This is a genomic window from Prosthecochloris marina (assembly GCF_003182595.1).
Classification (GTDB): domain Bacteria; phylum Bacteroidota; class Chlorobiia; order Chlorobiales; family Chlorobiaceae; genus Prosthecochloris; species Prosthecochloris marina.
Window position 1 is genome coordinate 1 of record NZ_PDNZ01000005.1, and the last position, 15,407, is coordinate 15,407.

Consider the following 15,407-nt stretch of genomic DNA (forward strand, 5'->3'; position numbering starts at 1 on the left):
GACGCGACGACGGTTCGAGGTGTTGCTGGTGGTGAGACGGTGTTCGAGGTGGTACTGGACAGCACGACAGGCGACTACACGTTCACGCTGTTGGGTCAGCTGGACCATCATGCGGTGCCGGATGCCGATGACGTGGAGGGTTTGTTGTCGCTGGACTTGTCGGGTACGATCGAGGCGTCGGACGAGGATGGCGATACGGTAGGTCTTGGTGACGGCAGTCTTGTGATCACGGTACAGGATGATATTCCGGTGGATATCGAGCCAGGTGATGTCTATATGCCTAATGTTCCAGGGGCAACAGATTCCGAACCTTTGGATTTCTTTGATAACGTTGGAGCTGACAGGTCAGGAACAGTGATGTTCCTTCAAAGTTATGATGGAGCGTTGCTTTTAAATAGCGAAGGTGATCCGGTGCAGTCTGAAGGCAAAAATATCGTACTTGAACTATCGCCAGATGGAACCGTTCTTACAGGATTCCTCGAAGGTGAGCCGCAGACTCCTGATAATATGGTTATCCAGATCACACTTAATCCTGATGGAGATACTGAGGCTAACGATAATTATTCGGTAGAGTTGTTCAAGATGATCAGTGAAGAATCGATGATAGACTTCAGTGATTTTTCGAACGTTACTGCCGGAAACAAACAGTGGATAGGAATTGACGGAGATAATGTGGGGATAAGTGATCCGGATCCGGATCCAAACAGTAACGATTTATTGATAACAGCAGTTGACCCAACCGATTCTGTCAATAACGATTCTGATGACATAGCCGTTTCAAATCAGTGGATAGGCGATAATGCGGGAGAAGGGATACGGATTGATTTTGTCAGGGGAATCAATACAAATCCTCCACAGGATGAGAGTGACGACTGGGATAATCCTACCCCGCCGTTTACAGATAACGGGCATTATGACGCAAACAGTTTTGAGTTCACTGTCATGCAGGTTCGAGCCAACGGAACGGCCACACTTATACTCAGTGCCGTCCATGCCGATGATGACGGCATACTTACAGGTGATCCTGATGATACTTCCGTATTCATCGATGCAGCGGATGTAATAGTTGATTCCACGGGAAGTATAACAATCACACAGTCCGGTAACGATGTCATCATCTCGGGCCTTGAGGGAGGCGACAAGATATCGTTCAGCACTGACGATGCTTTCAACAGAGTTGTCGTCGCTAATGATGATTCTGCAGGTCCGTCCGATGACGATCCTTTTGCAATTGGCGGCTTCGGTGTCGGTACAGCGGCACCGGCCGAACCTGTTTCGATGGATTTTGATGTTGTTGTAAAAGATGGCGACGGTGATGAAAGCGACGGTCAGTTTACGGTGACACTGACACCGGATCCTGTTCCGGTGGATGTAACGGTGGGTGAACCCAACCTTCCTGCCGGCACGAGCCCCGATAGCATCGCATTGACACAAAGCGAAACGCTGGGGATAGAGCCGGATGCAGATGCAGCTGTTGTTGACACGCGTTTAAAAAATATCGATGGCTTACCGGATTTGACCTGTGGTGGTGTGCAGGTCGAGTATTCGTTAAGCCCTGACGGTCATACGTTGACGGCTATGGCCGGCGGTGAAACCGTGTTCACGGTGGTCGTGACTGATCCGACCGCTCCTGACGGAGGTCAGGGTTACGAGTTTACCCTGTATGGTCCACTCGATCATATGGATTCCGACACGATTGATATTGATTTCGACTTTGAGTTCGAAGACAGTGACGACCACACGAAGGAGGGTACGTTTACGGTAACGGTATTAGATGATCACGTGCCCGGAAGTGATTCGCTGACCGTTGCGGAAGACGCGGAACAGACTATCAATACCAGTGCCGATGCAACATCGGACAACACATCGGTTCCCGATAAGGGAGAGCCGGGCGGTCCATCGCATGGTACTGCAGTGATAAATCCGGACGGTACGCTTACTTATACACCGGACGAGCACTATAGCGGAACGGATGAGCTGACGTATACCCATACTGATGAGGACGGTAACGATTATACGACAACCGTGACCATAACGGTGACCCCGGTTTCAGATGCTCCTGAACTGAGCAGAGATGCCTTGAATGTCACGACGGATGAAGATGTATCAGTTGCGCTTGGTTTCAATGCGCCGATTGTAAGTGACGGCACAGATCAGAATGGTGGTCAGGCAGGTGACAACCCTGAGCTTCTCGGTGCAATACAACTCAGAAATATTCCTGCCGGAGCAAAACTTCTGTATGCCGACGGAACAACAGTACTGGAGTCAGACGGGAGTACAGTCAATATCGTGCTGAGCGACGGTGATCACATCACAGGGGTGACAGGGGATGTGACGATGACGACAGCTGAATTCGAAGGACTTCGTGTGTTGCCTCCTGCTGACACTCACAACAACTTTTCGGTAAGAATGCGGGTGACCGAATACGAAGTCGACGACAGCGGAAACCCTTTGTCGGGCGTTGATGGAGCGGTCTCGGACATCAAGGTGAATGTAAGGGTGCTTGCAGTTACTGACAAGGTGGAGATTTCGTGGAACGAGGGTGGAGATTTTCCTGATACGGATGAAACACCTGACGATCCCGATACGATCAACAAGGTCATCAATGAAGAAGCGGTTCTTGATCTGACTTCGATGCTGAACTACTCCTTTGCTGGAGAGCCGGATGAAACGACGATGCAAACTCCACCGATAGCCGACGGTAACAATACGACGCCTGATTTCGACGGCAGCGAATCCCGTGAGCTGGTGATCGGGGAATCCGGGGGAACCGTACTGCCCTCCGGAACGATCGTGAAGGTTGACGGTGTGGCGATTGATCCTGAAAGTGACGGGACTTACATCATTGCGCTCATCAATGATCAGACTATCCCGCCGATCACGATTCAGCCTCCGGAACATTTCAGCGGGGATATTCTGGAAGATATTCCGGTTACGGTTGTTTCGCTGGACAGCGACAGTGATTCTTCAGGGGCTAATCCCGTTGAGGAGTCTGATACGGTTTACTTCAACCTGTATGTCAACCCTGTTGCAGGAGATGTCGAAGCACAAGATGTTTCAACAGAGGAAGATACTGCAGTCAAGTTCATGGAGGAACTCGGTCTTACCGATACCGACGGGAGTGAGAGCATCATCGGTATAGTCATCAAAGACATCCCCGATGGATGGGAGCTGTATGATGGTGACGGTACTCTCTTGATAACCGGTAACGGTTCCGATGACTGGACGGTCGATAGTGCCGATGTGACAAGCGGAGACTATGCGGATTACACACTGCTTCCTCCGGGCCACAGCAGTGTCGATGAGACTGTCAGTATCGACGTAACGACTACCGATACGCAGACCGTCAACGGCAGCGCAGTTTCTGATACACAGACCGTTACTCTTCCGGTCAAGATCGAGGTTACTCCGGTTGCGGAAAAGATGGGGCCCGATGCAGATAAAGATGGACAGACTGATACGCCGCTGCCGGGTCAGGCTGATAGTGATGATAACGGTACTGCCGACCTGCAGATGAATCCGTCGCATGAATACACGGTCAACGGTACCGAGGATGAATGGTTTTCTTTGCACAGAGCCGATATCAGCGGTGATCCTGACGGATTCGACCTGGAAACTCCATGGTTCAACGAGGATACAGAGACGTCATCACATCAGGATAACTCCGAAGAGACATTTGCTCTATTTACGCCGAAAGATAGTCAGGGCAATGACTTGCTGGGTTCACAGTTCAGGTACGATGACGGTACCCCTGAGGGCAGGGTTCTGACGTATACCGGAAGTCCTGTCGAAATTCCGGTTCAGCACTTGGACAGTCTCGAGTTTATGCCGCCGGCGAACTTTGCAGAAGAAGGGATCGAGATTATTGTCAATGCAAAGACCGTCGACACCGATCCTGATGATGGGTCGAAAAGCGAGCATATCTCGGGAGAGGTGGTTTTGACGATTGATTATTTGCCTGTGGCCGATCAGGTAAGTCTTGCTGTTTCAAGTCCCGGAGGAGATGAGGATACCCAGATTCCGATCAACATCAGGCCGCAGAGCGACGACAAAGATGGTTCGGAAACCTTTACGGTTACAATTGACAATGTGCCAAGCGGGGCTGTGCTGCGTTACAATGGCAGTGTATTGACCGGAACAGCAGGAACAATCGGTGGTACATTGAAGTATACCATTCCCGACTTTGACGAAAACGCACCGCTGACCATCCAGCCGCCTTTAAACAGCGATGTGGACTTGATCGAACTCGATGTCAAGGCAGTCAGTGTAGATGGCGTAGACGCCTCTCCTTCAACAGCGTTGCCTTTAAACATAGATGTGCGTGGTGTCGCCGATCCGGTTGATCTGACAACAACCACGCCAAAGTTCGCGGAAGCCGATGTCGACACAACAGGTGAGGTTGCCCTGAACCAGGTTGTTACCGGTTATACCATGCAGGATGATGATGGTTCTGAGACGCTGACCTTTAGAATAACAGATCTCGACCCGCAGTTTTCCATCGACTGTGGCACCTTCCTCGGCGGCACAGGAACTGACAGAGTCTGGGTTCTGACGGAGGAAGATCTTGCGGCGGCGAAGATACGTGTTCCCGCTAATTTCAGCGGCACGATAAATCTGACGATGGTAGCGATTACGACCGAGCGAGAAGGTGATAGTCATACCGAAGACCCGATTGATCTGTCGGTTGAGATTACGCCATCCCCTGAAGCCGAGATCAATTCTTCGGCGATGATTCCTGAAGATGCGACGATGCAGGTCGATTTCTCTATCCAGCACCGGAACGGCGATACCGACGAGACGCTGACATCGGTCTGGATAAAGGCTGCAGATGTAGACGGTGCGGACTATATGCTGTATCTGGGAAGTGACGGAGTGACGACTCTTGCCGATGCAGCAGCCGATCCTGCCGTGACGGATGTGGTGCTTGATGGCGGGTATTACAAACTTACAGGTTCGGCTATTGACAATATTTATGTGCAGAATGAAGCAGATCTTCATGGAGACTACACCTTTGACATCAAGTATGAGATAACCGATAACTCCTCTGACGGAACCCTCGATCCTCCGGACAGTCCGGTAACCACGCAGTCGGATGCCGTTTACAACCTGTCTTTTGCTGCAGTGACCGATCCGATTTCACAAACACTTGGTACTATAACACTGGAAGATCCAGGGGATGGCACCGTTGAGGGAAACCTTGTATCGGTGACCGAAAATACCATCATTACCATTCCCGTGGCAGTAGCCCAGGTCGATGATCCGGCAGAGGGGTTGAACGGTCAGGACGATGACGGGAGCGAAAAGCTTGAACAGTTCATTATAGACAATGTACCGCAGGGAGTCACGGTTGTCGGAGGCACCTATATCGGTAATGTGTATGATTCCGGGGCCGGCAATAATGTCAATTCGGGGCGCTGGATTATCGATATTGACCCGGACAAGGCATTTACAACGTCTGATAGCGGCACTATTACAACAGATATTGAGTTTGCAGTCGACGGAACGGCAGAACAGCTTGGCGGTCTGAGCCAGACCATAACCATTACGGCTGTTAGCAGGGATGAAGGGTCTGGGACACAACAGGCGATGCAGAGTTTCACGTTAACGGTTGCAGATGCAGATGAATTTGATGACTCGGAGAGTCCGGTTCTTATCAATGAACCTTCAACCATTGATCTGTGGTCTGAAAATACTGACTCTGACGTTATTGAAGATACTCCGATATCTCTTGGAGAAATGGTCAACGCACAGATAAGCGGTGGAACCAACAGTACTTTCGATATTACGCTGACCGACTTTCCTCCGGGTACGGTCATTACCGGTATGACAGCAACGGTTCTTCCTAGCGGTGAAACGGTCTACACGGTTTCCGGCAGTGGAGGCAATGCTGCGCTACAGACCGTATTGGACAGCATTACCATTACTCCGCCAGCCAACTGGAATGACAACAACCATGGGGACGACTTTGATTTTAAAGTTACGCTTACAACCCGGGCTCCAGGCGGGGAACGTAACGATCAGGTGATCGAGGTTAACAACCGGGAAGTAGTGCCTGTAACAGATAACACAACCATAGTCATTAATGCTCCTGACGTCGATGAGGACAACGACGCAGATTTTACGGTTTCGTTCAGCAACGGGGCGGATGGGGGGTTTACGACCGTTCAGGGCCCATTGTACCTGAAGGTTGATGATTCGGGAATGCACCCTGCAGAAGGAGGAACCCTCTATCATAATGGTTCGCCTGTTTCCTTGCAGTCCATTACCGGAGTTCCGGGCGTTCCTGACGGAGATTACTATGTTATTGATCCTGTTGAATTTACCGACACTGTTCAGTTTACCTATGAGCCTGAAGGAAATGCTTCCGGCAGTGTGGGGGTTACAGCGTATCTGAGGACACAAGAAGAGAGTGCTTCCAATATTCTTACCAATACGGCCACGACCAGCTTTTATATCAACCCTGTCAATGACGGTTATGATACCGAGATTGCCAGTGCCAGCGGTGATGAAGATACCATGATCGAGATTGAGCTCGATGGAACCGGCCTTAGGGATACCGATGGTTCTGAAGAGATTGTCAGCGCTTTCATCGAAAATGTGCCGGACGGTTTTCTTGTTTTCACCGGATCTTCCCAGGCGACAGCCGTTCTGGCAATCAATGTTGGTGATGACGGAACTGGCAACAACACCTGGAGTATTCCGCTTGATCCGGACGGTTCACTGCCGGATTACATTGCTGTCCAGCCGCCGGAAAATTACAGTGGGACGGTTCAAGATTGTGTCCTCATGGTTTACAGCGGCGAGCAGGACCTCGAGCCAACGGTTGATATGGTGACATTTGATCTCGAAGTAGAATCGGTTGCCGATCCTGTCGATCCGAACCTGTTCATTCCTACCACATCTTTTGGTGTAGAGGGTGAAGCGATTCCGATCAACCTCAATATGGCTTTGGAAGATCAGGATGGGTCAGAAACCCTGACGTTGACGTTTCAGGGTGTCGGTGTGGGGGCCGCCTTTTTTGACAGTGCAGGCAATTTGATCGACGCAGTTTATGATGCAGGTACCGATACCTATACTTTGACAGGTGTTCCTGGCTATGATCCTGCAGAAATTTATGATGTGAACCATCTGACACTTGTCCAGTCGGCTCAAAACGGCACGGTGACTGTGACGGCTTACACTGTCGATGGTAGTGACGATTCATCCGATGAAGCCGTAACGAAGACTTTTACACTCGATATTTCACAGATTAAGCCTACGGGTGGTGACGACACGTTGTTCTATGACGGTGACTCCGGTCGAACGTATGATGGTTTTGGTGGTGAGGATACGATAACACTACAGCTTAACCAAGATCTTGATTTCAATGCAGATACTTCAACGCTTGCAAATATTGAAATCATCGATCTCGATCGAAACGGTGATCATCAACTGCTTCACCTTTCGGAAACAGATGTTCTGCAGAGTACCGATGAAAATAATGTATTGACAGTTCTGGGTGATGCAGGTGACAGTGTACAGCTTGCGGGGAGCTGGGCATCTTCGGTTGATGGTGGTTTTACTGTTTACACCAGCGGGGATGCTGTGCTTAGAGTAGAGAATGACATAACTATGATATGATTTGCCGCTAACATTTAACCATCTAAGAGATATGAAAAACAGGTACAGAAAGCGGGCGCTGAAAGCACTACTGCTGTTCGCAGTGCTGACAGGAATGATCGTGCCGTCGACTTTGGTGGCGCGTGATAATACGGTAACGGTGAAATCGGCTGTTGAACATACGATCAACAGTAATCCTGTAGTGCAAGCGAAATGGCATGAGTTCAGAGCGGCTTACCATGAAGAAGCGGTAGCCTATGGCGGTTATCTGCCGAAACTCGACGCTACTGCAGGCATCGGCCGGGAGTGGGTGGACGGTGACAATCTGACGAAAGATGTTTATACTCGCAGGGGCGTCCGTCTGGAAGTAACACAAATGCTGTTTGATGGTTTTTATACCCATCACCAGGTGTGCCGACTGAAGTGTGAGGGTAAGGCGCTTTATTTCGAGTTTCTCGATTCCATCGAGCAGGCTGGTCTAGAAGCTGTCAGGGCTTATGCCGATGTGCAACGTTACCGGAACCTTGTCACGCTTGCTGAAAAAAACTATGCCTACCACCAGAAAATCTACGATCAGATCAGTCGTCGTGTACGATCAGGTGTGAGTACCAGTGTGGACATGGAGCAGATAGAAGGGCGCCTTGCATTGGCGAAGTCCAATCTTATTAACGAAAAGGCGAACTTGCATGACGTGACAGCACGTTACCAGCGGATTGTTGGAGAATTACCTCCGGAAGTATTACCGGAATTCGAAGTGCCGGTATCGGCGATTCCTTTGCGTGTCGAGAGAGCCCTTGAAGAGTCTTATCGGAAGAATCCAGGGTTTCTTGCCTCGATGCTTGAAATCAAGGCATCCAGGCATGCGCTCGATGTGCAGAGATCGAAGTTTTATCCTCGTTTCGATTTGCGAGCCTACCAGGATTGGAGCTGGGATGAGGATGGTATTGACGGTTACCAGCGAGAAGCTGCGGTAGAGGTTGTGATGAGTTACAATATTTTCAATGGCGGTTCGGATTTTGCTGCAGTACGCCAGTATAAACAAAAGCTGTACCGGTCGATTGATTTGAAAGATAAAGCATGCCGTGATTTGCGTCAAACGGTTGAAATTGCGTATAATGACCGCGAGGCGCTGACTTCCCAGGTAAGTTATCTCGATCAGCATCGCATGCAGCTTGCCGAGGTACGAGTCGCCTATCTTGACCAGTTTACGATAGGGAGGCGAACGTTGCTCGACCTTCTGGATACGGAGAACGAATATTATCAGGCAGAGCGTGCGTATACTAACGGAGTGTACGATTTAGTGGTGGCCGATGCGCGAACGCTTGCGGGAATGGGGCGTTTGCTCAATGACATGGACATTGTTCGATATGACCTGCCGACGCTCGAGGAACTGGACTATGATGGGATCCCTGCTATGCAGGCGTCGGATTACTGTCCTATAGAGGTACCTGAAGGGTCAATACAATAAAGGGAGTTGTTTCGGTGAGGAAATGTAGCTGCCAGGTAGTGATGGTGTACACATGCGGCTTATAAAAGCGGTGCTCCTGCTGTCAAGTGCTATGACAGTAATGGCAGGGGCTGTTATTTCCCCCGCTCTTCCCGAGATAAGCCGTCATTTTTCCGCAGACAACGCGAATGTTCTGACGAAACTCATCTTGACGATGCCTGCACTGACGATTGCCTTGTGTGCTCCTCTTGCCGGTCATCTTTCGGATCTTTTCGGGCGTAAAAAACTTCTTGTTTATTCACTGTTTTTGTATGGTTTGTCCGGATTCAGCGGTTTTTTTCTGGACGATCTTTTTCTCCTGCTTGCGAGTCGTGCAGTTCTCGGCATTAGTGTTGGGGGAATCATGAGTGCTGCAACCGCACTGGTTGGAGATTTGTTCTCCGGCAACGAGCGTGCTGAGTTTATCGGACTACAGTCGGGGTTCATGTATATCGGGGGGATTGTACTTGTTCTGCTGGGTGGATTTCTGGCAGAAATAAGCTGGAAAGCCCCTTTTCTTGCATACCTTTCGGCTTTTGCCGTGTTCATCTTGGCGATAATCGGGCTCAGTAAACCGAATCACGGTTCGAACAGTTCCGAGATGGTTGACCTGGAAAAGTCATTGCGTGTGCCGTATCTTGCGGTTGGCTTGATCTATCTGTTGGTTTTCCTGCTGATGATCTTTTACTATATGGTACTCGTTCAGTTGCCGTTTATTTTGCAGGATCGCTTTGGGGTCGGTAGTGCCGTTACCGGCCTTGCTATTTCTGTTTCAGCGTTTGCCGGTTCCCTTTCTTCGCTTTCCTATCCTTTGATCAAACGGAGATTGTCGTATAAACTGATCTATGTTCTTGGATTTATTTTTGTGTCTGCAGGATATGTTCTGATAGGCAACTCTTTCGGTTTTGTAGTCATACTTACAGGACTCGCACTTGCCGGATTCGGCAACGGCATGCTGATGCCGAACGGTAGTTTCTGGCTTATGGAAGTGGCTCCCGAGCATATAAGAGGAAAAGCTGTGGGCGGTTTTACGGGAATGATATTTCTTGGGCAGTTTCTTTCTCCGATTCTCATGGCCCCTTTTGTATCGCTCTTTTCGCTTAACGGAGCATTTCTGGTGTCGGCTCTGTTTCTCGCTACTGTTGCAATCAGCATCGCAATGCTTCCGATGAGCCGAATTGTTTCCTCTCGATTATCAGGTAGTCTCGATAAGAACAACGTTCGTTGAGCCGGGACCTTGCCAGTAGGCTTATACATCCGTATATTTTATGCATAAATGGTGTTTACGGGACCACCTCCACCAGCAGGTCCGGGTTGCAGGAGGGAAAGAAAGTGTTGCGCCAGGCGTTTTAGGAGCGTTACCCGTAATGCAAGGTTTTTGCCGGGAAAGGGTCGGTTTTGCTCTTCGGGCGGTACGATCTTTTTATTCCGATCTTTTGCTCCCCTGAAATTTTTTGCTACACGGTATTCATGCCTGCACAGCGCCAATTCCGTTTCGAGTGTCCCGATGGGGATATCATCTATACTGTTCAAACAAGCCTTCGCGCCAAACATGTCCGGTTACGTGTTTCTCCTCGTGAAGGGCTCGTTGTTGTCGTTCCGCAGGGGTTCGACAGGTCTCAGGTGGCTGGTATTGTCGCAAAACGACTGTCCTGGATACGCAAAGCTTTTGGAAAGATGCCCGTGGTTCGATCCCCGGAAGGCTTGTTGCCTCAAACCCTTTCCCTGCGAAGTATCGGTGAAGAATGGTGCGTTTTTTTTGAGGTCAGCAGGAAACCGGAATGTTGTTTTGTTGAAAAACCCGGCAGAATACTCGAGATCCATTCGTTGCCGGGTGGGCTGAATACACAGCTTGATCTTCTGCGTGAATGGGTTAAAAGAAAAGCAGTGACCGAACTGCTGAAAAAGCTCGATGAGGTTTCGAAACAGTATGGATTTTTGTATGACAAAGGAGCTGTACGATGTCAAAAAACCAGGTGGGGAAGTTGTTCGACCAAAAGAACGATAAGCCTCAACATGAAGCTGCTGTTTCTTCCGCCCGGCCTTGTTGAGTATATCATGCTGCACGAGCTTTGTCATACCGTTTACATGAACCATTCACAACGTTTCTGGGCTCTTGTTGAGCAAAAAATGCCGGATTACATTGTTTATGACCGTGCCATGAGAGAAGCGTCCCGTTATATCCCGCAGTTTCTGCAATGGTGAGCGAGCGGCGGAAGAAGCCCAATCCGTTATTTGTCAAATGAAATGACCCATAGATATCTGACGAAATCGAGATTTCTGCTTGCAATGCAGTGTCCGACAAAACTCTACTACGCAGGGAAGGAAGAATATGCCGATCAGTCGAGTGAAGATCCTTTTCTTGCTGCTCTTGCTGAAGGAGGGTTCCAGGTTGGTGCGCTTGCCCGCTGTTATTTTCCCGGTGGACACATGATCGGACAGCTTGACGATCGGACGGCGTTGGTTGAAACCGCCCGGCTTTTTGAGCAGGAAAATGTCGTGTTGTATGAGCCGGCTTTTCGTTATGAGAATCTTTTTGTAAGGGTGGATGTTCTGGTCAAGGAAGGTAAGCGACTGCGTCTTTACGAGGTTAAATCCAAATCCTGGAATCCTTCTGAGGAAAAGGCTTTTATCGGGAAAAAGGGCAATTTTTCCGCAGCATGGAAACCTTATCTCTATGATATTGCATTTCAGGCTTATGTTGTAGGGAAAGCGATGCCGGGGTTCGGTGCGGAAGCGTTTCTCATGTTTGCCGACAAGACTGCAAAGTGTCCGACTGACGGATTGAATCAGAAGTTCCGCATTCGTAAGAAGCTATCCGGCAACAAGGCAGAAGTATTGACCGGTGAGCTGACTTTGCAGGACCTTTCTGTTCAACTGTTGACTTCGGTTCCGGTTGGTGCATATGTTTCCATGATTATAAGCGGTGACGGAACGGATGATTTCGAGCCGAGGGGTTTCGAGGGAACGTTGCGGTACTTAGCGGATTGCTATGCAGTGGACCGGAAGATTTTGCCGGAGCCCGGAGGGAAGTGTGGAAAATGCCAGTTTATATCTTCCGAAGAAAGCGGGCAAAGGAAAAGTGGTTTCAAAGAATGTTGGAAAGAGGCTTTCGGGTGGCAGGATGAAGATTTCAGGGAGCAGCTGGTGCTCGATCTCTGGGACTACAGAAAAAAAGATTCTGCAATATCTACCGGAAAATTAAAGATTGTCGATCTTGAAAAAGAAGACCTTGGAATGAGGGATGATGGTGGTGACGGGCAACATGGGCTTTCCAGAACAAGTCGCCAGTTTCTGCAAATCGAAAAGGAACGGCTGCATGACCAGGAGCCTTATATTGACAGGGATAATCTCAAGCGGGAAATGAATGGATGGAATTTTCCACTGCATTTTATCGATTTTGAGACGGCGACGGCTCCCATTCCGTTTACCAAGGGGCGGTATCCTTACGAGATGATTGCTTTTCAGTTTTCGCATCACATAGCCGAAGAAAATGGCTCTGTGCGTCATGCAGGTCAGTTTTTGCTGACAGAACCGGGTGTGTTTCCAAACTATGCATTTCTCCGGGCTCTCAAAACCGAGCTGGAAAAGGATCGAGGTTCGGTTTTTCGCTACAGCCATTACGAAAACACTGTTCTGAACGTCATTCACCGCCAGCTCAGGGAAGAAGAAAACCCTCCGGGAGACAGTGAAGAGCTTCTTGCTTTCATCGAGAGTATTTCTCACTCTTCGTCCGGAAACGAATGTTCTTGGCAGGGATCGAGAGATATGGTCGATCTGCTCGATATGGTAAAGCGTTACTACTATCATCCACTGACGAGGGGATCGAACTCCATCAAGTATGTTCTACCGGCCATACTGGAAAGTTCAGCTTTTTTGCAACGTAAATACGCAGGGAATGTTTACGGTGCCGAAGGAGAAATTTCCAGTTTGAACTTCAAGGACAAGCGGTGGATTGAAAAGGAAAACGGTAGAGTCAAAGATCCATATCTGCTTTTGCCGAAGATGTTTATTGACATTGCGCCGGAGGAGATGGAACATTTGATGAGCGGAGAAGAGGAAAATGCGATTCGTCACGGCGGGGCGGCAATGACTGCGTATGCAAGGCTGCAATATGAGGAGATGAAAGATGTTGAACGAAATGCCATGATGCGTGCATTGCTTCAGTATTGCGAGCTCGATACGCTTGCCATGGTAATGTTGTTCGAAGCATGGAAAGAGGAGGTTTCATGATCATAGGTATACCGAAAGAGGTTAAAGTAAGGGAAAATCGCGTAGCCTGTACTCCCGCAGGTATACGGTATCTTTCGGACGCAGGGCACACGGTTCTGGTTCAGAGCGAAGCAGGGGAAGGGAGTGGTTTCAGCGATGCTGCGTTCAGGAAATCAGGTGCGGAAATATTGGACGATCCTGCGGAAGTCTGGTTGGCCGATATGGTTGTCAAGGTAAAAGAGCCTGTTGAAGCTGAATATGGTTTTCTCCGCAACGGTCAGGTCTTGTTTGCTTTTCTGCATCTTGCGGCAAATCCTAAACTGGCTTGTTGTCTTGTCGAGAAAGGAGTGAGTGCTGTAGCTTATGAAACAGTTTATACAAACGGGCGCTTGCCTCTTTTGGCTCCGATGAGTGAAATTGCCGGTAAAATGAGTGTTATGGCAGGGGGGGTTTACCTTGCAAATCATTTTGGCGGCAACGGCATGTTATTGGGCGGTGTTCCGGGAGTTTTACCCGGCAAGGTTACCATTCTGGGAGGTGGTACGGCGGGAATGAATGCCGCTATCATTGCAAAAGGGATGGGCGCAAGGGTTACTGTACTGGATCTGAATCAGGAAAGAATGCGTTATCTAAGCAACGTGCTCGGTGCGCAGGTCCAGACGATTTTTTCAACAGGCCAGCACATTATTGAAGAACTCAAAGATACCGATCTTCTTGTCGGGGCGGTGCTTATTCCCGGGGCAACCGCTCCTAAACTACTCGATCGTGACATGCTGCGCTCCATGAAAAAAGGTTCGGTTTTTGTTGACATATCGATCGATCAAGGGGGATGTTCGATAACTTCGAAACCAACCTCACATGAAAACCCTGTCTTTGTCGAGGAGGGTGTTTTGCATTATTGTGTGACCAACATGCCAGGAGCTTATGCCAGAACTTCTACCGAGGCGCTTACCGGCAACACCCTGCCGTATGTCAGAGCAATTGCAGATACGGGGGTCGAAGAAGCGGTGCGTTCGGTTTCCGGCTTGCGTGGAGGTCTGAATGTTCATAAAAATCGAATAACCAATAAAGCGGTTTCCGCCTCACTGGGTATTGAATATGGCGGAAGCTCTTTGGATATGGATGATTAACAGCGGAGACGGTTGGTTTTATCGGTACCGTTTTTTGAGCATAGTATTTATGCCGGAAATGACAAGTGTGACAAGCAGGGTCGTCAGGCCTGCAAACAATGTCAGGGCTGAGCCGGCGATTGCCGATACCATGCCTGTGATGAAGTACATGGTTGTAATCATTGCAAGACAAAAAAGGGCTGAGGCTGCCAGAATCCCGATACGGATCTTTTGAAAAAATGCAGGGACAATCGCTGTGGCGAGTGCGCAGAAAAGCAGTCCCCACCATGTCAAATCCAAGAAAAACTCCATTTGAAGTCCAAGTCAAAAGGCAAAAGTTAAAAGGTAAAAATGCTTGATGTCTTGAAAGCTTGTTACTAATCACCCATTATTTGTCACTCACGGGACAAGCAGCTTGAAGCCGATCTCGGGATCAGGCTTGCGAGTTGCCGTTGTTGCAGTTATTTCGAACATGACGACCTCCATGACGTGCCATACTTTTACACCTTCACGAATACAGCCTGTAACGGTATTTTCTTCACGGCCGCATGCCATATGAAGGTGGAGCACCGGATTATTTTTTTCATCCGGGAAGATCGTTCCGGTACCGGTGACCTCGTGAGCTTCATAAAGCTCGTGCTGCATAGGCATGACAGGTAATGTGCGCCCTTGCTGCGGGCCTACTACCAAATTACTTCCCTTATCCGCTCCTCCGAGTATAATAAGAGCTGCGGATTTGATGTCATGGTCCACCGCGAATTTTTCAAGTGTTTGATGAACGATTTCTTCATCTTCCAGTCGTATGATGAATGTTCTTCCCTGCTTTGCCTCGGAATACAGCATTGAATTATTCTACGGTTTACATTGACTTCGTTGATTAAAGATAAAGATTTTAAGAAAAAATAATGCTTCAGCCATCTTCTGTAAACTATCTTGTGAAAATCAGTCATGTTTAGTTGTGCTGTTTCGGGAGGTTATATAACTTTGAAAGTTAGAACAAG

8 protein-coding genes are annotated in these 15,407 nt (G+C 49.0%); 6 read left to right on the top strand and 2 right to left on the bottom strand.

Features of this window, described 5'->3' with window-relative positions; translation table 11 throughout:
- The first annotated feature begins 39 nt into the window (after window positions 1-39).
- From CR164_RS13080 to ald, 6 genes are all read left to right on the top strand, one after another.
- Window positions 40-7,620: an Ig-like domain-containing protein gene (locus tag CR164_RS13080; protein WP_204901801.1), complete on the top strand. Its 7,581-nt coding sequence runs from the start codon at window positions 40-42 to the stop codon at window positions 7,618-7,620.
- 31 nt (window positions 7,621-7,651) lie between these two features.
- Window positions 7,652-9,067, top strand: coding sequence for a TolC family outer membrane protein (locus CR164_RS07695; RefSeq protein WP_110023364.1), 1,416 nt, complete (start codon window positions 7,652-7,654; stop codon window positions 9,065-9,067).
- Between the two features lie 52 nt (window positions 9,068-9,119).
- Entirely contained in the window at window positions 9,120-10,313 is a 1,194-nt protein-coding gene (locus CR164_RS07700) for an MFS transporter (RefSeq protein WP_110023365.1), read from the top strand.
- Between the two features lie 242 nt (window positions 10,314-10,555).
- Window positions 10,556-11,290, top strand: a complete 735-nt coding sequence (locus tag CR164_RS07705) for a M48 family metallopeptidase (RefSeq protein WP_146204148.1) — start codon at window positions 10,556-10,558, stop codon at window positions 11,288-11,290.
- Window positions 11,291-11,332: 42 nt separating this feature from the next.
- On the top strand, window positions 11,333-13,318 hold the full coding sequence (locus CR164_RS07710; RefSeq protein ID WP_110023367.1) for a DUF2779 domain-containing protein: 1,986 nt from the start codon (window positions 11,333-11,335) through the stop codon (window positions 13,316-13,318).
- On the top strand, window positions 13,315-14,427 hold the full coding sequence (gene ald / locus CR164_RS07715) for an alanine dehydrogenase (RefSeq protein ID WP_110023368.1): 1,113 nt from the start codon (window positions 13,315-13,317) through the stop codon (window positions 14,425-14,427). The genes CR164_RS07710 and ald overlap by 4 nt, the downstream gene beginning before the upstream one ends.
- Window positions 14,428-14,445: 18 nt before the next feature.
- Here ald and CR164_RS12940 read toward each other — a convergent pair whose 3' ends face one another.
- Both CR164_RS12940 and CR164_RS07725 read right to left on the bottom strand, forming a co-directional pair.
- Window positions 14,446-14,706, bottom strand: a complete 261-nt coding sequence (locus tag CR164_RS12940) for a hypothetical protein (protein ID WP_146204149.1) — start codon at window positions 14,704-14,706, stop codon at window positions 14,446-14,448.
- Between the two features lie 99 nt (window positions 14,707-14,805).
- Window positions 14,806-15,249, bottom strand: coding sequence for a PPC domain-containing DNA-binding protein (locus tag CR164_RS07725; protein WP_110023370.1), 444 nt, complete (start codon window positions 15,247-15,249; stop codon window positions 14,806-14,808).
- Window positions 15,250-15,407 lie beyond the last annotated feature (158 nt).